This is a genomic window from Citrobacter sp. RHBSTW-00029 (assembly GCF_014104295.1).
GTDB lineage: Bacteria > Pseudomonadota > Gammaproteobacteria > Enterobacterales > Enterobacteriaceae > Citrobacter > Citrobacter youngae.
In genome coordinates, this window is sequence record NZ_JABXRT010000001.1 from 2358928 (window position 1) to 2382194 (window position 23267).

Annotated in this window: 15 protein-coding genes; 10 read left to right on the plus strand and 5 right to left on the minus strand. The window is 53.1% G+C overall.

Annotation, left to right across the window (positions count from 1 at the left end):
* Window positions 1-136 precede the first annotated feature (136 nt).
* From HV041_RS11680 to yegQ, 7 genes are all read left to right on the plus strand, one after another.
* Window positions 137-1384 carry an MdtA/MuxA family multidrug efflux RND transporter periplasmic adaptor subunit gene (locus HV041_RS11680; RefSeq protein WP_121584471.1) on the plus strand — a complete coding sequence of 416 codons (1248 nt, stop codon included), beginning with the start codon at window positions 137-139 and terminating at the stop codon, window positions 1382-1384.
* Window positions 1384-4506, plus strand: coding sequence for an MdtB/MuxB family multidrug efflux RND transporter permease subunit (locus tag HV041_RS11685; RefSeq protein WP_121584470.1), 3123 nt, complete (start codon window positions 1384-1386; stop codon window positions 4504-4506). The genes HV041_RS11680 and HV041_RS11685 overlap by 1 nt, the downstream gene beginning before the upstream one ends.
* Window positions 4507-7587: a multidrug efflux RND transporter permease subunit MdtC gene (gene mdtC, locus HV041_RS11690; RefSeq protein ID WP_165712335.1), complete on the plus strand. Its 3081-nt coding sequence runs from the start codon at window positions 4507-4509 to the stop codon at window positions 7585-7587.
* Window positions 7584-8996, plus strand: a complete 1413-nt coding sequence (locus HV041_RS11695; protein WP_048212053.1) for an MFS transporter — start codon at window positions 7584-7586, stop codon at window positions 8994-8996. Before mdtC ends, HV041_RS11695 begins: the two co-directional genes overlap by 4 nt.
* Window positions 8996-10399 (plus strand): two-component system sensor histidine kinase BaeS, encoded by a 1404-nt coding sequence (baeS, locus tag HV041_RS11700; protein WP_048212054.1) that lies wholly within the window; start codon window positions 8996-8998, stop codon window positions 10397-10399. Before HV041_RS11695 ends, baeS begins: the two co-directional genes overlap by 1 nt.
* Entirely contained in the window at window positions 10396-11118 is a 723-nt protein-coding gene (gene baeR / locus HV041_RS11705) for a two-component system response regulator BaeR (protein WP_008785214.1), read from the plus strand. Before baeS ends, baeR begins: the two co-directional genes overlap by 4 nt.
* A gap of 165 nt (window positions 11119-11283) precedes the next feature.
* Window positions 11284-12645, plus strand: coding sequence for a tRNA 5-hydroxyuridine modification protein YegQ (gene yegQ / locus HV041_RS11710; RefSeq protein WP_121584468.1), 1362 nt, complete (start codon window positions 11284-11286; stop codon window positions 12643-12645).
* A 269-nt stretch (window positions 12646-12914) separates the two neighbouring features.
* Here the strand turns inward: yegQ and clpA are convergent, their stop codons facing one another.
* Window positions 12915-15191, minus strand: coding sequence for an ATP-dependent Clp protease ATP-binding subunit ClpA (gene clpA, locus HV041_RS11715; protein ID WP_040231864.1), 2277 nt, complete (start codon window positions 15189-15191; stop codon window positions 12915-12917).
* Between the two features lie 30 nt (window positions 15192-15221).
* Window positions 15222-15542: an ATP-dependent Clp protease adapter ClpS gene (gene clpS, locus HV041_RS11720; RefSeq protein WP_005128368.1), complete on the minus strand. Its 321-nt coding sequence runs from the start codon at window positions 15540-15542 to the stop codon at window positions 15222-15224.
* Window positions 15543-15864: 322 nt separating this feature from the next.
* On the opposite strand from clpS, the gene cspD reads away from it, so the two are divergent.
* A complete protein-coding gene (gene cspD / locus HV041_RS11725; protein ID WP_005128369.1) occupies window positions 15865-16089 on the plus strand; it encodes a cold shock-like protein CspD in 225 nt (74 codons plus the stop codon).
* Between the two features lie 84 nt (window positions 16090-16173).
* On the opposite strand, the gene macB is transcribed toward cspD, so the two are convergent.
* Window positions 16174-18120, minus strand: a complete 1947-nt coding sequence (macB, locus tag HV041_RS11730) for a macrolide ABC transporter ATP-binding protein/permease MacB (protein ID WP_121584467.1) — start codon at window positions 18118-18120, stop codon at window positions 16174-16176.
* Window positions 18117-19232: a macrolide transporter subunit MacA gene (macA, locus tag HV041_RS11735; protein ID WP_048212058.1), complete on the minus strand. Its 1116-nt coding sequence runs from the start codon at window positions 19230-19232 to the stop codon at window positions 18117-18119. The genes macB and macA overlap by 4 nt, the downstream gene beginning before the upstream one ends.
* 161 nt (window positions 19233-19393) lie before the next feature.
* Here macA and HV041_RS11740 point away from each other — a divergent pair, with 161 nt between their 5' ends.
* Window positions 19394-20344, plus strand: coding sequence for a VirK/YbjX family protein (locus HV041_RS11740; RefSeq protein ID WP_048212059.1), 951 nt, complete (start codon window positions 19394-19396; stop codon window positions 20342-20344).
* Here the strand turns inward: HV041_RS11740 and HV041_RS11745 are convergent.
* Window positions 20341-21999 (minus strand): ATP-dependent endonuclease, encoded by a 1659-nt coding sequence (locus HV041_RS11745; RefSeq protein ID WP_048212060.1) that lies wholly within the window; start codon window positions 21997-21999, stop codon window positions 20341-20343. The two genes, HV041_RS11740 and HV041_RS11745, sit on opposite strands and share 4 nt — an antisense overlap.
* 364 nt (window positions 22000-22363) lie before the next feature.
* On the opposite strand from HV041_RS11745, the gene aqpZ reads away from it, so the two are divergent.
* Window positions 22364-23059: an aquaporin Z gene (gene aqpZ / locus HV041_RS11750; protein WP_048212061.1), complete on the plus strand. Its 696-nt coding sequence runs from the start codon at window positions 22364-22366 to the stop codon at window positions 23057-23059.
* The last annotated feature ends 208 nt before the right edge of the window (window positions 23060-23267 follow it).

The following is a 23267-nucleotide window of genomic DNA, read 5'->3' on the forward strand; positions in this document are numbered from 1 at the left end:
CGTAATGCCTCGCAAAGCCGCGCCGTCATTCAGACGAATCCCGACAGTGTTTCATAATTCCTCCATTTTTCTCCCTTGTTCACTGGCTAAACTAGTATCATTCCGCGAAACGTTTCAGGATGAGAAACTCATAACAATGAAAGGCCGTAACAAATCCCGCTGGGTGATAGTAATCGTGATCGTCGTGGCCGCCATCGCCGCCTTCTGGTTCTGGCAAAGTCGCAGCGAGCCCCAGGGAACAGCCCCCGGCGCAACCCGTCAGACGCAACCCGCTCCGACAGCGGGACGGCGAGGAATGCGTTCCGGTCCGTTGGCTCCGGTTCAGGCGGCCACGGCAGTCGAACAAGCGGTTCCACGCTATCTGACCGGGCTGGGTACCATTACTGCCGCGAACACCGCGACGGTACGCAGTCGCGTGGACGGCCAACTCATCGCCATACACTTTCAGGAAGGGCAACAGGTGAAAGCCGGCGATCTGCTGGCTGAGATAGACCCCAGTCAGTTCAAAGTCGCACTGGCGCAGGCGCAGGGGCAACTGGCAAAAGATAAAGCCACGCTGGCCAATGCTCGTCGCGACCTCGCACGCTATCAGCAGTTGGTTAAAACCAATCTGGTCTCTCGTCAGGAACTGGATGCGCAACAGGCGCTGGTCAACGAAACACAAGGGACGATAAAAGCCGATGAAGCCAGCGTCGCCAGCGCGCAATTGCAGCTCGACTGGAGCCGGGTAACGGCACCTGTTGATGGTCGGGTGGGCCTGAAGCTTGTGGATGTGGGTAACCAGATATCCAGCAGCGATACCACCGGGATTGTCGTCATTACACAAACCCATCCTATTGATCTGGTTTTCACTTTGCCAGAGAACGATATCGCGACCGTAGTACAGGCACAGAAATCGGGGACGCCACTGAAAGTTGAGGCCTGGGACCGTACCAACTCACAAAAACTGAGCGAAGGCGTGCTGCTGAGCCTCGATAACCAGATTGACGCCACCACCGGCACCATCAAAGCAAAGGCCCGCTTTAACAACCAGGACGATGCCTTGTTCCCGAATCAGTTTGTTAACGCTCGCATGCTGGTCGACACGCAGCAAAATGCCGTTGTGATCCCAACAGCCGCCCTGCAGATGGGCAACGAAGGCCACTTTGTCTGGGTGCTGAACAGCAACAACAAAGTCAGCAAACATCTGGTTAAACCGGGTATTCAGGACAGCCAAAAAGTGGTGATCGCCGCAGGGTTGTCCGCGGGCGATCGCGTCGTCACCGACGGGATTGATCGTCTGACGGAAGGAGCTAAAGTCGAGGTCGTGGAGGCTCACGCCGCCACCACTAGCGACGACAAAGCCACACCGCGCGGCTATGGCAAAAAAGGAGCGAGCTCCTGATGCAGGTGTTACCTCCCGGCAATACAGGCGGCCCGTCCCGCCTGTTTATTCTGCGCCCCGTCGCCACCACGTTGCTGATGGTCGCGATTCTGCTTGCGGGTATCATCGGCTATCGTTTCCTGCCCATTGCGGCATTGCCGGAAGTGGATTACCCCACCATTCAGGTCATAACGCTCTATCCCGGAGCCAGCCCGGATGTCATGACGTCTGCGGTTACCGCGCCGCTTGAACGTCAGTTCGGTCAGATGTCTGGCTTAAAACAGATGTCCTCGCAAAGCTCCGGTGGCGCATCGGTCGTCACGTTGCAGTTTCAACTGACCCTGCCACTGGATGTTGCCGAGCAGGAAGTTCAGGCCGCCATCAATGCTGCTACCAATTTATTGCCGAGTGACCTACCTAACCCACCGGTCTACAGCAAAGTTAATCCAGCCGATCCGCCAATCATGACGCTGGCCGTCACCTCGACCGCCATGCCGATGACGCAGGTGGAAGATATGGTCGAAACCCGCGTCGCGCAGAAAATATCTCAGGTTTCCGGCGTCGGTCTGGTAACCCTTTCCGGTGGACAACGTCCGGCGGTCCGCGTGAAGCTTAACGCACAGGCCATTGCCGCCCTCGGTTTAACCAGCGAAACCATCCGTACGGCCATCACCGGTGCCAACGTCAATTCAGCAAAAGGGAGTCTTGATGGCCCAACACGTGCCGTTACCCTTTCAGCTAACGACCAGATGCAGTCCGCAGATGAATATCGTCAGCTGATTATTGCCTATAAAAACGGTGCGCCGGTTCGTCTGGGCGATGTCGCTACCGTCGAACAAGGGGCAGAAAACAGCTGGCTGGGTGCATGGGCAAATAAGCAACCAGCCATTGTGATGAATGTGCAGCGCCAGCCTGGGGCAAACATCATCTCCACAGCTGACAGTATCCGTCAGATGCTGCCGCAGCTCACCGAAAGCCTGCCCAAATCGGTTAAGGTCAGCGTACTTTCCGATCGTACCACCAATATTCGTGCCTCTGTGGCAGACACCCAGTTCGAGCTGATGCTGGCGATAGCGCTGGTGGTGATGATTATCTACCTGTTTCTGCGCAATGTTCCGGCGACAATTATTCCCGCCGTCGCCGTACCGCTATCGCTAGTCGGCACTTTCGCGGTGATGGTATTTCTTGATTTCTCCATCAACAACCTGACCTTAATGGCGCTCACCATCGCAACGGGCTTTGTGGTGGATGACGCTATCGTGGTTATCGAGAATATTTCGCGCTATATCGAAAAAGGGGAAAAACCGCTGACTGCCGCCCTGAAAGGCGCAGGCGAGATTGGTTTTACCATCATCTCCCTGACGTTTTCATTGATTGCGGTATTGATCCCTCTGCTATTCATGGGCGATATCGTCGGGCGCTTGTTCCGTGAATTCGCCGTTACGCTGGCCGTGGCGATTCTGATTTCCGCCGTCGTTTCACTTACCCTCACGCCGATGATGTGCGCGCGTATGCTTAGTCAGGCCTCGTTGCGTAAGCAAAACCGCTTCTCCCGCGCCTCGGAGCGCATGTTCGATCGTGTGATTGCCGGGTACGGTCACTGGCTGGCAAAAGTGCTTAACCATCCGTGGCTGACGCTGAGCGTGGCGCTCGGCACGCTGGCATTGAGCGTCATGCTGTGGGTTTTCATCCCCAAAGGTTTCTTCCCAATTCAGGACAACGGCATTATTCAGGGCACGCTACAGGCTCCACAATCCAGTTCATTTGCCAGCATGTCCGAGCGCCAGCGTCAGGTTTCAGATGTCATCCTTAAAGATCCGGCGGTAGAGAGCCTGACCGCGTTTGTTGGCGTAGATGGTACGAATCCGGCATTAAACAGCGCGCGTTTGCAAATCAACCTTAAACCGCTGGATGAACGTGACGATCGCGTGCAGAAAGTGATCTCCCGGTTACAGGACGCGGTTGACAGAGTCCCCGGCGTTGACCTCTACCTTCAGCCGACCCAGGACCTGACAATTGATACCCAGGTCAGCCGGACGCAATATCAGTTCACGCTGCAAGCAACATCCCTTGATGCCCTCAGCACCTGGGTTCCACAGCTGATAGCAAAACTAAATCAGCTACCGCAACTGTCCGATGTCAGTAGTGACTGGCAGGACAAAGGGCTGGTAGCGTATGTGAACGTCAATCGCGACAGCGCCAGCCGTTTGGGCATCAGCATGTCAGATGTCGACAACGCCCTGTACAACGCCTTCGGCCAGCGTTTGATTTCGACTATTTACACCCAGGCAAATCAGTATCGCGTGGTGTTAGAACATAACACCAACAATACGCCGGGGCTTGCGGCACTGGATACAATACGTCTGACCAGTAGCGACGGTGGCATAGTACCGCTCAGCGCGATCGCCAGTATTGAACAGCGTTTTGCCCCGCTGTCGATTAACCATCTTGATCAGTTCCCGGTCACCACCATCTCGTTCAACGTGCCAGACGAACATTCGCTGGGTGATGCGGTACAGGCGATTCTGGATGCCGAAAAAACGCTTAACCTGCCCGCAAATATTACTACCCAGTTCCAGGGCAGCACGCTCGCCTTCCAGGCTGCGCTGGGTAATACCATCTGGTTGATTGTGGCGGCGGTTGTCGCGATGTATATCGTCCTCGGCGTGCTGTATGAGAGCTTTATTCACCCAATTACTATTCTCTCCACGCTGCCGACGGCGGGCGTCGGGGCGCTCCTGGCGTTAATGATTGCCGGCAGCGAACTGGACGTCATCGCGATTATTGGCATTATTTTGCTCATCGGTATCGTCAAGAAAAACGCCATCATGATGATCGACTTTGCCCTTGCCGCGGAGCGCGAACAAGGCATGGTGCCGCGCGATGCTATTTTCCAGGCCTGTTTACTGCGTTTTCGCCCGATCCTGATGACTACGCTGGCAGCGCTGCTCGGCGCGTTGCCGCTGATGTTAAGTACCGGTGTGGGCGCGGAGTTACGCCGTCCGTTAGGGATTGGCATGGTTGGCGGTCTGTTGGTAAGTCAGGTATTAACTCTGTTTACCACGCCGGTGATTTATCTGCTGTTTGATCGACTGTCGCTGTACGTGAAAAGCCGCTTCCCACGTCAGGAAGAGGAAGCGTAAATGAACTTTTTCGCGCTTTTCATTCATCGTCCGGTAGCGACCATTCTCATCTCGGTGGCGATTACGCTGTGCGGCATTCTGGGCTTTCGTCTGCTGCCGGTCGCTCCACTGCCGCAGGTTGATTTCCCGGTGATTATGGTCAGCGCATCATTACCCGGTGCCTCCCCTGAAACGATGGCATCTTCGGTCGCAACTCCGCTGGAGCGCTCACTTGGGCGGATCGCGGGCGTAAATGAGATGACATCAAGCAGTTCGCTTGGCAGTACGCGCATTATTCTCGAATTTAAATTTGACCGCGACATCAACGGTGCAGCACGGGACGTACAGGCCGCCATTAACGCCGCGCAAAGCTTGCTGCCCAGCGGGATGCCCAGCCGCCCGACGTATCGGAAGGCCAACCCTTCTGATGCGCCAATCATGATCCTGACGCTCACGTCTGACACATACTCACAGGGTGAACTGTACGATTTCGCATCGACGCAACTGGCGCAGACCATCGCACAAATCAATGGCGTCGGTGATGTGGATGTCGGAGGAAGCTCTCTTCCCGCCGTGCGTGTGGGGCTTAATCCGCAGGCGCTGTTTAACCAGGGTGTATCACTGGACGCAGTGCGTAGCGCGATCGACAACGCTAATGTGCGTAAGCCACAGGGCGCTATCGAAGATGAAACCCATCGCTGGCAGGTACAAACTAACGATGAGCTGAAAACCGCCGCCGAATATCAACCTATTATCATCCACTATAACAACGGCGCTGCGGTGCGGCTGGGTGACGTTGCGTCTGTAACCGACTCGGTACAGGACGTTCGTAACGCGGGGATGACCAACGCCAAACCGGCCATTCTGCTGATGATCCGCAAACTGCCGGAAGCCAATATTATTCAGACAGTAGACAGCATTCGCGCCAAATTGCCGGAATTACAAACGCTGGTCCCGACCGCCATCGATCTGCAAATCGCCCAGGACCGTTCGCCGACTATTCGCGCCTCGCTGGAGGAAGTCGAACAGACGCTGATTATCTCCGTCGCGTTGGTTATCCTGGTGGTGTTTGTTTTCCTGCGCTCCGGGCGCGCGACCTTAATCCCCGCAGTAGCGGTTCCGGTCTCGCTGATTGGTACCTTTGCCGCCATGTATCTGTGCGAATTCAGCCTGAATAACCTGTCGTTGATGGCGTTAACCATTGCAACGGGATTTGTCGTCGATGATGCCATTGTGGTACTGGAAAATATTGCCCGCCACCTGGAAGCGGGAATGAAGCCACTCCAGGCGGCATTACAGGGTACGCGCGAAGTAGGATTCACGGTGCTCTCCATGAGCCTGTCGCTGGTGGCGGTTTTCCTGCCTCTGCTGTTAATGGGCGGGTTGCCTGGACGCCTGTTGCGCGAATTTGCCGTCACGCTGTCGGTTGCCATCGGTATTTCACTGCTGGTATCGCTAACGTTGACGCCGATGATGTGCGGCTGGATGCTCAAATCCAGCACGCCACGCGAACAATCGCGTAAGCGGGGATTTGGCCGTGTATTGGTGGCATTACAACAAAGCTACGCCACCTCGCTGAAGTGGGTGCTACGCCACACGCGCATGGTGGGCGTGGTGCTACTCGCAACCATTGCCCTGAACGTCTGGCTCTATATTTCAATCCCCAAAACCTTCTTCCCGGAGCAGGATACCGGCGTACTCATGGGCGGGATCCAGGCCGACCAGAGCATCTCTTTCCAGGCGATGCGCGGCAAACTGCAGGACTTTATGAAGATCATCCGCGACGATCCTGCGGTGAATAACGTTACCGGGTTTACCGGCGGATCACGCGTCAACAGCGGAATGATGTTTATCACCCTGAAGCCACGTGGCGAACGTCACGAAACGGCGCAACAGGTGATCGACCGCCTGCGTGTCGCGCTTGCCAAAGAACCCGGCGCAAACCTGTTTCTGATGGCGGTGCAGGATATTCGCGTCGGTGGTCGCCAGGCTAATGCCAGCTACCAATACACTCTGTTATCAGATGACCTCGCAGCACTACGCGAGTGGGAACCGAAAATCCGTAAGGCGCTTGCCGCCCTGCCCCAACTGGCTGACGTCAACTCCGATCAGCAGGACAATGGCGCGGAGATGAATCTTATCTACGATCGCGACACCATGTCTCGTCTGGGGATCGACGTCGCAGCCGCCAACAGCCTGCTGAATAACGCCTTTGGTCAGCGACAAATTTCAACCATCTATCAGCCGATGAACCAGTACAAAGTGGTGATGGAGGTCGACAGGCGTTACACCCAGGACATTAGCGCGCTGGACAAAATGTTCGTCATCAACAATGACGGTAAGGCGATCCCGTTATCGTACTTTGCCAAATGGCAACCGGCGAATGCGCCGCTATCGGTAAACCATCAGGGATTATCTGCCGCCTCAACCGTGTCGTTTAACCTGCCAACAGGTTCTTCTTTATCTGAGGCGACAGAGGCCATCAACCGAACCATGACCCAGCTCGGCGTTCCCTCGACGGTTCGCGGCAGCTTTGCCGGTACGGCGCAGGTATTTCAGGACACCATGAACTCACAGGTGATCCTGATCATCGCCGCTATTGCCACGGTCTACATCGTGCTGGGCATGCTGTATGAAAGCTATGTTCACCCGCTGACCATTCTCTCCACGCTACCTTCAGCGGGCGTTGGGGCTTTGCTGGCGCTGGAGCTGTTCAATGCCCCGTTCAGCCTAATCGCCCTGATAGGGATCATGCTATTAATTGGCATTGTGAAGAAAAACGCCATCATGATGGTCGATTTTGCGCTGGAAGCGCAGAGAAATGGCAATTTGCAGCCGGAAGAAGCGATTTTCCAGGCCTGCCTGCTGCGCTTTCGCCCAATAATGATGACCACGCTGGCGGCCCTGTTTGGTGCGCTGCCGCTGGTATTATCCGCAGGTGACGGCTCTGAACTGCGTCAACCACTGGGGATAACCATTGTTGGCGGGCTGGTTGTCAGTCAGCTACTGACACTGTACACCACTCCGGTGGTCTATCTCTTTTTCGACCGTCTGCGTCTGCGTTTTTCGCGTAAAAACAGCAAACCGGTAGCAGAGTTATGACAGAACTTCCCGACAGCACCCGCTGGCAACTTTGGATTGTGGCATTTGGCTTTTTTATGCAGTCGCTGGATACCACCATCGTCAACACCGCGCTTCCCTCGATGGCCAAAAGCCTCGGGGAAAGCCCACTGCATATGCACATGGTCATTGTGTCGTATGTGCTTACCGTTGCCGTAATGCTCCCCGCCAGCGGCTGGCTGGCTGATAAAATCGGTGTGCGCAATATATTCTTCACCGCTATCATTCTGTTTACGCTGGGATCGCTTTTTTGCGCCTGGTCCGGAACGCTGAATGAACTGGTGATGGCTCGCGTGTTACAAGGTGTAGGCGGCGCAATGATGGTGCCGGTCGGCAGGTTGACGGTGATGAAAATCGTCCCACGCGAGCAATACATGGCGGCAATGACATTCGTCACCTTGCCCGGTCAGATTGGTCCACTTCTGGGCCCGGCATTAGGCGGTATTCTGGTTGAGTACGCCTCCTGGCACTGGATCTTTTTGATTAACATTCCGGTAGGCATTGTCGGGGCAATAGCGACGTTAATGCTGATGCCCAACTACACTATGCAAACTCGCCGTTTCGACCTTTCTGGATTCATGATGCTGGCTGTCGGCATGGCGGTACTCACCTTAGCGCTTGATGGTAGTAAGGGAACCGGCATTTCCCACATCACGCTGGCAGCACTGGTTATCTGTGGCGTACTGGCGATCCTGCTGTATCTGAAACACGCCCACAACAACCCTCGTGCACTGTTTAGCCTGCACCTGTTTCGTACACACACCTTCTCGTTAGGCCTGTTTGGCAGCTTTGCCGGGCGGATTGGTAGCGGGATGTTACCGTTCATGACCCCGGTATTCCTGCAGATTGGATTGGGCTTTTCGCCATTTCATGCTGGCTTGATGATGATCCCGATGGTGCTGGGCAGTATGGGAATGAAACGCATCGTGGTGCAGGTCGTCAACCGGTTTGGTTACCGTCGCGTACTGGTCACCACCACGCTTGGCCTGTCGATGGTCAGCTTGTTGCTGATGAGCACCGCGTTACTCGGTTGGTATTACGCCCTGCCGTTCATACTGTTCTTACAGGGAATGGTCAATTCTACCCGCTTCTCCTCAATGAACACGCTGACGCTAAAAGACCTGCCGGATGACCTCGCGAGCAGCGGCAACAGCCTGCTGTCGATGATCATGCAACTGTCGATGAGTATCGGGGTAACCATCGCCGGTCTGTTGTTAGGCATGTTCGGGCAGCAACATATCGCCATCGACAGCGCGTCTACGCATACCGTCTTTATGTATACCTGGCTGTGCATTGCGTTCCTTATCGCACTGCCCGCCATCATTTTTGCCCGCGTGCCGGACGACACGCAGACCAACGCGGTGATTTCACGGCGCAAAAGGAGCACCTGATGAAGTTCTGGCGGCCCGGTATCACCGGCAAACTGTTTCTGGCGATTTTCGCCACCTGCATTGTGTTGCTGATCAGCATGCACTGGGCCGTACGCATAAGCTTCGAACGCGGTTTTATCGACTATATTAAGCACGGTAACGAACAGCGGCTGCAAATGTTGAGCGATGCGCTCGGCGAACAGTATGAACAACATGGCAACTGGCGATTTTTGCGCAATAACGATCGGTTTGTTTTTCAGATCCTACGTTCTTTTGAACACGACAACGACGATGATAAACCGGGCCCAGGTATGCCGCCGCACGGCTGGCGTACACAGTTTTGGGTTGTCGATCAAAATGCCCACGTACTGGTCGGCCCGCGGGCTCCGGTCCCCCGCGACGGTATGCGCCATCCCATCCGCGTCAACGGTAGCGAAGTGGGTGCTGTGATTGCCTCTCCGGTGGAGCGCTTAACGCGCAATACCGATATCAATTTCGACATGCAGCAAAGACGTTCCAGCTGGCTTATCGTTGCACTCTCCACGATCCTGGCGGCGCTGGCAACGTTTACGCTGGCGCGTAGCCTGCTGGCCCCGGTCAAACGGCTGGTGGAAGGCACGCACAAACTTGCCGCTGGTGATTTCACCACTCGCGTTGCGCCGACCAGTACGGATGAGCTGGGTAAACTGGCGCTGGACTTTAACCAGCTCGCCAGTACGCTGGAAAAAAACCAGCAGATGCGCCGTGACTTTATGGCCGATATTTCTCACGAACTGCGCACGCCGCTGGCAGTTTTGCGCGGCGAACTCGAAGCCATCCAGGATGGTGTACGTCAGTTCACGCCGGATTCGGTAGCCTCACTGCAGGCCGAAGTCGGTACGCTCACCAAACTGGTAGACGATCTCCATCAGCTTTCTATGTCTGATGAAGGTGCGCTGGCCTATCAGAAAACCTCGCTGGACCTGATCCCTCTGCTGGAAGTGGCCAGCGGCGCGTTTCGTGAACGTTTTGCCAGCCGTGGACTGACGATCCAACTTTCACTCCCGGACAGCATGACAGTCTTTGGCGACAGGGATCGCCTGATGCAACTGTTTAACAACCTACTGGAAAACAGCCTGCGCTACACCGACAGCGGTGGCGGTCTGCATATCAGCGCCGAACAGCGCGAGCGGATGGTGTTATTAACCTTCGCCGATTCCGCCCCCGGCGTTAGCGACGAACAGCTACAGAAACTGTTTGAACGTTTTTACCGCACCGAAGGGTCCCGTAACCGGGCCAGCGGAGGGTCCGGGCTGGGGCTGGCAATTTGCGTCAACATCGTCCAGGCGCATAATGGTCTGATCCGCGCCGCCCATTCGCCTTTTGGCGGGGTTAGCATTACAGTAGAATTACCGCTGGAACGCGATTTACAGAGAGATGTATGACTGAGTTACCCATTGATGAAAACACGCCGCGTATTCTGATCGTGGAAGACGAACCCAAGCTGGGGCAACTGCTAATCGACTACCTGCGTGCGGCAAGCTATGCCCCTACGCTCATCAATCACGGTGATCTGGTGTTGCCTTACGTACGCCAGACGCCGCCCGATCTGATCTTGTTAGATCTGATGTTGCCAGGTACCGACGGTCTGACTCTGTGTCGGGAGATTCGTCGTTTCTCGGAAGTCCCCATCATGATGGTGACCGCCAAAATCGAAGAGATTGACCGCCTGCTGGGGCTGGAGATCGGCGCCGATGACTACATTTGTAAACCGTACAGCCCGCGGGAAGTCGTCGCGCGAGTGAAAACGATCCTGCGCCGTTGCAAGCCGCAGCGCGAACTGCAACAAATGGATGCAGACAGCCCGCTGATTGTCGATGAAGGTCGTTTTCAGGCGTCCTGGCGTGGGAAAATGCTCGACTTAACACCCGCCGAATTCCGCTTACTCAAAACGCTGTCGCATGAACCGGGAAAAGTATTCTCTCGCGAACAGTTGCTTAATCATCTCTACGACGATTACCGCGTGGTTACCGACCGCACTATCGACAGCCATATCAAGAACCTGCGCCGTAAACTGGAATCGCTTGATACAGAGCAGTCGTTTATCCGCGCGGTCTATGGCGTAGGATATCGCTGGGAAGCCGATGCCTGCCGGATTGCTTAATCTGCCAGAAGTCAAAAAGGCCGGGTAAGGCGAAACGCCCACCCGGCACAATAACTTTACCTACCCGTCACGCAGCGATACAATGCCCGCCCTTAATATGGGGGCACTCCCCCAACCGCTTCATTCAGTGAAGCGAGTCTGACCTGTCATCAGAACGAGAAAACTATGTTTAAACCGGAACTCCTTTCCCCGGCGGGAACGCTGAAAAATATGCGTTACGCTTTCGCCTATGGCGCAGATGCTGTGTATGCGGGCCAACCGCGTTACTCTCTGCGTGTACGCAACAACGAATTCAACCACGAAAACCTGCAGCTCGGCATTAATGAAGCCCATGAACTGGGTAAAAAATTCTATGTGGTGGTGAACATTGCCCCGCATAACGCCAAGCTGAAAACCTTCATTCGTGACCTGAAACCCGTTGTGGAAATGGGGCCGGATGCGCTGATCATGTCCGATCCAGGGCTTATCATGCTGGTGCGCGAAAACTTTCCGGAGATGGACATTCACCTTTCAGTACAGGCTAACGCCGTAAACTGGGCAACGGTGAAATTCTGGAAACAAATGGGGCTGACCCGCGTGATCCTGTCTCGCGAACTGTCGCTGGAAGAAATTGAAGAGATCCGCACCCAGGTTCCGGATATGGAGCTTGAAATCTTCGTGCACGGTGCGCTGTGCATGGCCTACTCCGGCCGTTGCCTGCTCTCCGGCTACATCAACAAACGCGACCCTAACCAGGGTACCTGTACCAATGCCTGCCGCTGGGAATACAACGTGCAGGAAGGGAAAGAAGATGTAGTGGGTAATATCGTACACAAATATGAACCCATACCGGTACAAAACGTGGAACCGACGCTTGGGATCGGCGTGCCTACGGACAAAGTGTTTATGATTGAAGAAGCCCAGCGTCCGGGTGAATACATGACCGCGTTCGAAGACGAACACGGTACTTACATCATGAACTCAAAAGATTTACGCGCAATTGCCCACGTTGAACGCCTGACCCAGATGGGCGTGCATTCGCTGAAAATCGAAGGCCGTACCAAGTCTTACTATTACTGCGCCCGTACCGCACAGGTCTATCGTAAAGCCATTGACGATGCTGCAGCCGGTAAACCGTTCGATCCGCAACTGCTGGAAACACTGGAAGGCCTGGCACACCGTGGTTATACCGAAGGATTCCTGCGCCGCCATACGCATGACGACTATCAGAACTACGAATACGGTTTTTCTGTTTCCGAACGTCAGCAGTTTGTCGGCGAATTCACCGGCGAACGCAAAGGCGATCTGGCCGCTGTACTGGTGAAAAACAAATTCACCGTCGGTGACAGTCTGGAGCTGATGACCCCACAGGGTAACGTCAATTTCACCCTTGAGCAGATGGAAAACGCGAAAGGCGAAGCTATGCCAGTTGCGCCTGGTGATGGTTATACCGTATGGATGCCCGTACCGCAGGATATCGATCTGAATTATGCATTGTTGATGCGTAATTTTGCCGGTGAGTCCACGCGCAACCCGCATGCTAAGTAGTTAATTACGGTTATTTTTCAGCGTTCGGAAGATTCTTAGAAATCGATCACATACCGTTTCGTTCATTAAGGGTATTATCCCCTCCGCTGAAAAACATAACCCATAAATGCTAGCTGTACCAGGAACCACCTCCTTAGCCTGCGTAATCTCCCTTACGCAGGCTTATTTTTTGCCTGCCGTTTATACTCTCCGAGTCCCCCCAATTCAAATCACTACTTTCAGGCGAAAAAAAACCGGGCATTACACCCGGTTTATCATGTAATTAGAAATTAATGGGCAGCTTCTGGCTTGTGCTTTTGCGCACTCTGGAAACCATAGGTCAGCTCATTTTTTTCTTTGTCCAGTGCGACGGTAACCTGACCGCCATCCACCAGCGAACCAAACAGCAATTCGTTGGCCAATGGTTTTTTCAGGTTGTCCTGAACCACTCGCGTCATCGGACGTGCGCCCATTGCGCGGTCGTAGCCTTTTTCCGCCAGCCAGTTACGTGCTTCCTGACTCACTTCCAGAGAGACACCTTTCTGATCCAGTTGAACCTGCAGCTCGACAATAAATTTATCCACCACCTGATGAATCACCTCAGTAGAGAGATGATCGAACCAGATAATGTTGTCGAGGCGGTTACGGAATTCCGGCGTAAACACTTTTTTGATTTCGCCCATCGCATCAGTACTGTTGTCCTGATGAATAAGCCCAATCGATTTACGCTCAGTTTCACGTACCCCGGCGTTGGTCGTCATCACCAGCACCACGTTGCGGAAATCCGCTTTACGCCCGTTATTGTCGGTCAGCGTACCGTTATCCATCACCTGCAGCAGCAGGTTGAAGACGTCCGGGTGCGCTTTTTCGATTTCATCCAGCAACAGTACCGCATGAGGATGTTTAATCACCGCATCGGTCAGTAAACCACCCTGGTCAAAACCGACATAACCCGGAGGCGCACCAATCAGGCGGCTGACGGTGTGGCGCTCCATATATTCGGACATATCAAAACGCAGCAGCTCAATGCCGAGCGCTTTGGACAGTTGTACCGTGACCTCGGTCTTACCAACGCCAGTCGGCCCGGCAAACAGGAACGACCCGACCGGTTTATGCTCGTGTCCCAGACCAGCACGGCTCATTTTGATCGCTTCGGTCAGTGCTTCAATGGCTTTATCCTGCCCGAATACCAGCATTTTCAGACGGTTGCCCAGATTTTTCAGCGTATCACGATCGCTCTGCGAAACGCTCTTCTCCGGGATCCGCGCAATGCGGGCCACGACGGACTCGATATCTGCCACGTTGACGGTTTTCTTGCGCTTGCTGACCGGCATCAGACGCGCACGTGCGCCCGCTTCATCAATCACGTCAATCGCTTTATCCGGCAGATGACGATCGTTAATGTATTTCACCGCCAGTTCGACCGCTGCACGTACCGCTTTGGCGGTGTAGCGAACATCATGGTGCGCTTCGTACTTCGGTTTCAGACCGTTGATGATCTGCACGGTCTCTTCCACTGACGGCTCAGTGATATCGATTTTCTGGAAGCGACGCGCTAACGCACGGTCTTTCTCAAAGATATTGCTGAACTCCTGATAAGTGGTTGAACCTATCACACGGATTTTCCCGCTGGAGAGCAGCGGCTTGATCAGATTAGCCGCATCCACCTGGCCGCCCGATGCCGCACCCGCACCGATAATGGTGTGGATCTCATCGATAAACAGAATGCTGTTGGTATCCTGTTCCAGTTGTTTCAGCAGCGCCTTAAAGCGTTTTTCAAAATCGCCGCGGTACTTGGTACCAGCCAGCAGCGAACCGATATCCAGAGAGTAAAGGGTGCAATCAGCCATCACTTCCGGCACGTCGCCCTGGACGATACGCCAGGCGAGACCTTCGGCAATCGCCGTTTTCCCGACGCCGGATTCACCCACCAGCAGTGGGTTATTTTTACGCCGACGACACAGTACCTGAATGGCGCGCTCCAGCTCTTTTTCTCGGCCAATAAGCGGATCAATCCCGCCCACGCGAGCCAGCTGGTTAAGGTTAGTCGTGAAGTTCTCCATACGGTCCTCCCCGCCAGCTTGCTCTTCGTTATTTGGCTGATTCCCGGAGTCAGAAGACTGACTCGGTTCGTCTTTACGCGTGCCATGAGAAATGAAATTCACCACATCCAGGCGACTGACTTCATGCTTACGCAGCAGATAGGCCGCCTGTGACTCCTGCTCGCTGAAGATAGCAACCAGCACATTAGCGCCAGTCACTTCATTGCGCCCGGAGGACTGAACATGAAAGACAGCGCGTTGCAAAACACGCTGAAAACTCAGCGTCGGCTGCGTGTCGCGTTCTTCTTCGCTGGCAGGCAATACGGGTGTGGTTTGTTCAATGAAGGCTTCGAGTTCCTGACGGAGCGCCACCAGATCCACAGAACACGCTTCCAGCGCTTCGCGGGCCGATGGGTTACTGAGCAACGCCAGTAACAAGTGCTCGACGGTCATAAACTCATGTCGGTGCTCGCGCGCTCTGGCGAAAGCCATATTTAAACTGAGTTCCAGTTCTTGATTGAGCATAGGCACCTCCCCCAATATTTATGCCTGCATTCAGGCTTTTTCCAGCGTACACAGCAACGGATGCTCGTTTTCCCTCGCATATTTGTTCACCATCGCCACTTTGGTTTCAGCAACCTCGGCGGTGAATACGCCGCAGATGGCTTTACCTTGATAGTGAACGGCAAGCATCAGTTGCGTTGCACGTTCTACATCATAAGAAAAGAATTTTTGTAACACGTCAATAACAAACTCCATCGGAGTGTAATCATCATTGACTAATATCACTTTATACATAGATGGCGGTTTTAGCGCGTCGCGCAATTTGTCTTCCGCCAGCTGTTCGAAATCCAGCCAGTCGTTCGTCTTACCCATTGTCAGTCGTCATCTTCAGTTACGGTTACCGGCAGAATAACTTGCCGCTGACAAGAGCCTATGCGCACAATCAATCTACCTCAAGTATTAGATAACTATCATCTATCAGTGCCATCCGCGACATCTGTCACATATCCGACAATAGCGTTAACTGCTTCAAATTTTGATGCATTTTTACCCTATTCCACCTGCCTGGCGCTTGACGCCTCGCCTGATTTCTCTAAATTGTAGTTTCGAGAGTTGGCGAGGTTTTGAACAGCCCCCACTCCGCCACCGGTTCATTCCATCTTACTTATATAAGATTTACGAAGGATGTCGAAGTATGGAAACGGGTACTGTTAAGTGGTTCAACAATGCCAAAGGGTTTGGTTTCATCTGCCCCGAAGGCGGTGGTGAAGATATCTTCGCCCATTATTCCACCATTCAGATGGATGGTTACAGAACGCTAAAAGCCGGACAGTCTGTCCAGTTTGATGTCCACCAGGGGCCAAAAGGCAATCATGCCAGTCTTATCGTGCCCGTCATTGAAGCAGAAGCTGTCGCATAGCTCTTCTGTCTCATTGTGTACATCCCGCAGACAAAATGCCAGCCCCTGAGGCTGGCATTTTTATTTCTTATGCAATACAACACGTTATTCTCGTGCCAGAGCATCAACGGGATCCAGACGCGCTGCATTACGGGCCGGAAGCCAGCCAAACAAAATTCCGGTGGCGGTTGAACACAGGAAAGCCGTTAGCAGCGCGACAGGAGAGAAACCAATTTCCCACCCGGGCAGGAACAGCTGTAGCGTAAAGGCAATTAACATCGACAAACTGATGCCGAGCGCGCCTCCCACCAGACACACCAGCACTGCCTCAATTAAGAACTGCTGTAATACATCGCTGGCCCGCGCACCTACGGCCATCCGAATACCGATTTCACGCGTACGCTCTGTCACCGATACCAGCATAATGTTCATCACACCGATCCCGCCCACCACCAGCGAAATCACCGCCACCAGCGTCAGAAAGAGCTGTAATGTACGTGTGGTTTTTTCGGCGGTTTTCAAGATGCCATCCATGTTCCAGGTGAAGAAATCTTTTTTGCCATGACGCAGCGATAACAGACGGGTGAGTTGCTGCTCGGCCTGGGCGCTATCAAAACCCTCTTTTACCCGCACGGTAATAGAGTTTAACCACGATTGCCCCATGATCCGCCCTGACATGGTGCTGTATGGCAGCCAGACGCGCAGGATCTTGCTGCTGCCAAACATCGATTGTTTTTCTTCCGCGACGCCAATAACGGTGGCTGGCATATTTCCCACCAGAATAACCTCACCCACCACTTTTGCTTTGCTGGGGAACAACTGACGTCGGGTATTGCTGTCAAGCACCACCACCTGCGCCCTCCCCGCCAGCTGTTCTGCATTAAAGGTGGCGCCTTCACTGAACGTCATGCCATAGACGTTGAAGTAATCACCGCTAACGCCGTTTGCGCTGGCGGCGACATCAATATTGCCATAGCGCAGGCGTAGGTTCTTCGATACCGCAGGCGTAACGGAACTGACCCAGGGTTGCTTCTGAATCGCGACTAAATCGTCATACTTCAGCGCCTGCTGATATTGTGGGTCGTCATCACCGAAATCTTTGCCCGGATAGATATCGATAGTATTCGTACCAATCGCCCGGATGTCTGCCAGCACCAGCTGTTTTGCCGCATCGCCCACCACCACAATCGACACCACCGAAGCGATACCGATGATAATACCCAGCATTGTGAGCAGTGTACGCATCTTGTTGGCGGCCATGGCCAGCCATGCCATGGTCAATGCTTCACGAAAACCGCTGACAAACTGGCTCCAGCCAGAAGCCGTCGCTACCGTTGGTTCATCAATATCACGTCCGGCAGTGGGCTTTTGTGGTGGTGGATTACGCACAATCTCGCCATCACGAATTTCAATGACACGTTCTGCCTGGGCGGCAACCTGGCTGTCGTGCGTGACGATAATTACCGTATGCCCGCGATCGCGTAGCTGATGCAGAATAGCCATCACCTCTTCGCCGGAGTGGCTGTCCAACGCGCCAGTGGGTTCATCGGCCAGAATAACCTGACCACCATTCATCAACGCACGCGCAATACTGACACGTTGCTGCTGACCACCGGAAAGCTGGGAAGGCTGATAATCAACCCGGTCGCCCAATCCCAGGCGCTGAAGTAATTCCTGAGCACGCGCCAGACGCTGCTTACGTTCAGTCCCGGCATACACCGCCGGGACCTCTACGTTTTGTGCCGCCGTTAAATGTGACAGCAAATGATAACGCTGGAAGATAAAGCCGAAATGCTCACGCCGCAGTTGCGCTAACGCATCGCTATCCAGGGTGGAAACATCCCGCCCCGCAACCCGATAGGTTCCACTGGTCGCCTTGTCCAGGCATCCCAGAATGTTCATCAGCGTCGATTTACCCGAGCCTGACGCCCCGACAATCGCCACCATTTCACCGGCCTGGATGCGCAAGGAAACGTCCTTTAATACCTCGACCTGTCCCTCGCCTGACGGGTAACTGCGGCGGATATTGCTCAACTCAAGCAATGCCGTCATTGTGCTACTCCCGCTTTACCCTCACCGGTGATAACTTCATCACCCTCTTCCAACCCTTTCACAATCTCTACGTCGGTATCATTACGGGCACCGATGACCACCTCGCGCTCGCGGGTTTCACCATTGCGCAGCAGCCTGACGTTATAGCGGTTGTTGCCAATAGGATCGCCCAACGCCGACAGCGGGATCGTCAGTACATTTTTAACGTCTGTGAGCTGGATGTGCACCTGCGCGGTCATATCAAGGCGCAGGATCCCTTTCGGGTTAGGCACTTCGAAGCGGGCGTAGTAGAAAATGGCGTCATTCACCTTCTCAGGCGTCGGAAGGACATCTTTGAGCACGCCTTCATACCGTGTCTGCGGATCGCCCAGCACAGTGAACCAGGCTTTTTGGCCTGGCTGCAGGTGAATAACATCTGCCTCGGAGACCTGCGCTTTTACCAGCATGGTGCCCATATCTGCCAACGTCAAAATGTTGGGCGCTTGCTGGGCGGCAATCACGGTTTGCCCCTGGAGGGTGGTGATTTGCGTCACTTCACCCGCCATTGGCGCGACGATTCGCGTGTAATCGAGGTTCGTTTTTGCCGTATCAAGGGAAGCCTGATTACGCTTAATTTGTGCATCAATAGTGCCAATCTGTGCCTGCTTGACCGCCATTTCGGTCGCTGCCGTGTCGAGATCCTGCTGCGAAACCGCCTGCGTTTTCGCCAGTTGTTGCTGACGAGAAAGCGTTACGCGCGCCAGTTTCCACTCAGCTTCGGCCTGTAAACGCTGAGCCCGCAGCTCCATGAGCGTCGCTTCTACTTCTTTGATTTGGTTTTGCGCCTGCTCAGGATCGATAACGCCGAGCAACTGATCTTTTTTAACTTTATCGCCGATGGCTACTGACAGCGTTTTTAACTGCCCACTCACTTGTGCACCAACATCAACTTTGCGTAACGCATCCAGTTTCCCGGTAGCCAGCACACTTTGCTGGAGATCGCCTGGACGTACAATTAACGTTTGATACTGTGGTAGTGGCGCATTAAGCGTTCGCCAAAGTGAAATCATCGCCACAATAATGATGATGGCGAGCAGAAAATAACGTTTTTTAATTTTTCCCTTGAGCTTCATAAATGTCCCAGTGTCCCCCAATACGCCTACCAGAGTGGAGTGATAACCATCAACGATAAATTAACAGACGTTGAAAAGTGCAAAGAATAACAGAGTTATTGATGAACCGTTAAGGTCCACTGTGCTGAAATTGGTATCAGAGTATCTATTGGATTGTTATTATGAGCCAGCTAACAGAAAGCACTTTTCATTCTTCCAGACCCGCCACAAGTTTTAGTCTTTTTTGTCGTCTGACAACTGGACAATGGCGGCCAGGTAAATTTTGGCATCAACGAAGCTTTCGCCGTAAGTTTGTATGGCGCTCATTGCTGATGCCACGATTAACACGTGAATGGATGGCTGAGCTGGCGCAATGGCCGGATCTCGAAAAAATTCTCGCGATCCAACCCCGTATACCGGTTCGCCTGCATCGCGCGTATCTCGCAGTAAACCTTGACCGTAAAACAAAACTCGATGCTGTGCGTTTTCATTACAATGTTATTCGCAACGCTTTTTCATCGACAGAATTTAATGATTATTTAAGTGCCGATGGGTTACAACTGGCACAAATTGAAGGCAAAGACAGCGCAATATACACCATTATAATGTCATCATTTATTGCCCTGGATAAAGAAGGTGAAAGTACCATTCTTGTCCGTAATAGTGAGGGCGAGACATTAGCAGAAATGACCTTCACCCTGTGCAACTATGAAGGGCGCAGCGCGCTTTTTATTGGTGGCTTGCAGGGGGGTAACCGATTAATGCCGCACGAAGAAATTCAAAAAGCGACAAAATCATGCCATGGTTTGTTTCCTAAACGTATTGTAATGGAAGCTATTTGTCGTTTTGCAGAACAATTGAATATTGAACAAGTACTGGCCGTCAGCAATGACCAGCATATTTTTCGCAGCCAGCGTTACCATGATAAAAACAAGGTTATTCTTTCTGACTACAATTCATTTTGGGAGTCAGTTGGCGGCGAATGTGACAGCAATGGCTACTATCATATTCCGCGTACGCTGGCGCGTAAAAGCGAAACAGATATTGCCAGTAAGAAGCGCGCGGAATATCGCCGCCGCTATCAGTTACTCGACAGTATCCACTCGCAGTTATCAGTCATGTTCCGCCGCTAATCCGCTCGCCCGCGTGCTAACCACAGCACGCGGGAGAACATTTTCCGCAGCAACGTTGGCACCGCTTCAACACCGCGTCGCCCCGCTTCCATCGCCACTTCAATCGCCAGATCCGGTTTTGACGAGCGATGGATCGCCTTCGCTATAATTTTCCGCATATTCATCGGCACATTTTCCGGTATTTGCGCCACCCGATGAAAAACGTCCGAGAACCCCTGGCGGTACATAAAGTGTTCCATATCCAGCGCAGGTAACATGGTCAAATGCTCGCGCTCTTCCTCTTTGTCATCGTTCAGCAGGCTGCGTACCGTGGCCGCATACTTTTTCCCCGCCTCATCGCCATCGACCAACACATGCCACTCAATTCCCATCCGGCGGGCAAACTTCACCAGGGGTTTAAGCCCTGACTGGGCAAATTCAATGACTTTAATCCCTTCGGCATCAAAGTGATGCCCACACTGACGAGCCAGTTCGTTAATGACCCATGTTTCTGTTTCTCCCTCCACCAACAGCCAGCAACGGGCAAACAGTGAAGACGCCCGATTAAAACGGATATGGAAGGCAATGCGCCGCCCATCTTCCGCATTGAGTCCTCCCGGTCCCAGTCGCCAGGCCGCGACGCGGGAAGATTCTCGAACCAAACGGACCACATGTTCAACGGGCGTAAGCGATAACAGTTCACCAGAGTTGGTCGTCGTCACCCGCTGTAGGGGAAGCAGATTCAACAGTTGCCAGGCAACAGACAACATAATGGGGTGTAAGCGCGTTTCAGGATCTTCTACCAGTAGCAACGGACGAGCATCTTTATCCAGTCTTAGCGACCCTTTGGCCTGTAACAGCGTAGAAAACAGTCCCAGCAGAATCACACGGTGCGTGCGCCCTCCGGGTTTATCAATCATACGGTTGATAATATCCAGATAACGCCAGCTGCGTTGCTCGTTGTTGGAGCGTCGGCGCATCAGACGATAGCGGGATTGACCGGAACCTTGTTCTGAAAAGTAGTGCTCCAGCAGTTGAACCATCGCCGAAAGCCCCTGGCGAATCTGCCCATCTGTCAGATTCTGCGGTCGGGTGGCCAACTCACGTGCCATAAAATCCAGTTGGCGTGCAGTCACTTCAACATCCGCGGAATCCGGCACCGTTCCATTACGGATGCGCCGCATAAAACGCGCATCACGTAAACGTAATACTGGCATCAAACGCACCAGATGACGCGCCTGATCGTTAATATTGTCGATGGGTAATGGGTGGCCTTCGCCATCAAGAAAACTGCGTAATGTCAGGACGCTGCCGTCATCAGCGCACTCGCCTTCCAGCCGATAAAATATACGGTGATAGTTATCATGGCACGGCGACCAGCACGCTTCTAACGGGCGATATCGACGCACACGATGGCGACCCGGTTGAGATTCACGAAATGTCAGGACAATATGCAGATGATGTTCCCGGCCCTGGATGTCACCCGGCGGGAACCAGAAATCTTCGCGGTTAAAGTGGTACAAATCCGACTCTGGCGACAACAGCAGGGTTAACGCATCCAGCAGGCTGGACTTACCCCACGCGTTTTCCCCAATCAGCACGTTGTTTTGCTCCAGCATCAACGACAGCCGATTAATACCACGAAACCCAACAATCTCAACGCGTTCGAGAATCATATAGCCTCCGGAAATGCTCACTTTTTCCTTCAAGTTATCAGGAGTATAACGGTAAGCGGGCGCTCAGAACACCCGATATCATCCGCAGATAAATCGAAAGAGTTAAGAATATTCTCTTTAAAAATTACTTTTGAATATAATTTCAGACGTCAATCATCAGACTTCTGATAACTGAACTATGCTTTATTCACCTGAACTCCAAAAAGGATTCGCATCACATTGCCTTAAATCAAATTTTTTTATTAATTTAAGTGGCGAAGGGATGAGATTTTTTTCTAGAATAAGCGCGTTTTAATCATCGTCCCTTTTAGCGATTAAATACCGGGATAGAAAAACTAACCCGGAACTTTTAATTGAGGTGGTTATGTTCAGGAAATTAGCAGCCGAATTCTTCGGCACGTTTTGGCTTGTTTTTGGTGGGTGTGGTAGTGCCGTTCTGGCCGCGGCTTTCCCGGAGTTAGGTATTGGGTTTGCCGGTGTCGCCCTGGCCTTTGGTCTGACAGTATTAACCATGGCATTCGCTGTGGGTCATATTTCAGGTGGCCATTTTAACCCTGCAGTGACATTCGGTTTATGGGCTGGTGGTCGCTTCCCGGCGAAAGACGTTATTGGTTATGTTATTGCTCAGGTTGTGGGCGGCATTGTAGCAGCAGCAGTACTTTATCTTATTGCCAGCGGCAAAGCCGGTTTTGATGCAGCAGCCAGTGGCTTCGCCTCAAACGGTTACGGTGAGCATTCACCTGGCGGGTATTCCATGCTTTCTGCCATCGTAATTGAAATCGTCCTGACCGCAGGTTTCTTATTAGTGATCCACGGTGCGACCGATAAACATGCTCCGGCAGGTTTTGCGCCAATTGCCATCGGTCTTGCATTAACGTTGATTCACCTGATCAGTATCCCGGTCACCAATACATCCGTAAACCCGGCTCGTAGTACTGCGGTTGCTATCTTCCAGGGTGGCTGGGCATTACAACAGCTTTGGTTATTCTGGGTTATGCCGATTATCGGCGGGATCGTCGGCGGTCTTATTTACCGCACCCTGTTGGAAAAACGCGATTAATCGCTAACAACAAGGCCTGATGAATTGTCAGGCCTTTTTTTTCCTCGCTATATTTCCTTTTATTTGCAACTTTACTCCCCTCTTTGCTTTCAGTAGTGTGTATATCCGTCATACTTCAAGTTGCAGATGTGTTGACTGCGCTCGCTCCCCCCAGTTACGTACTTATGTACGCTCCCGGGGATTCACTCCCTTGCCGCCTTCCTGCAAC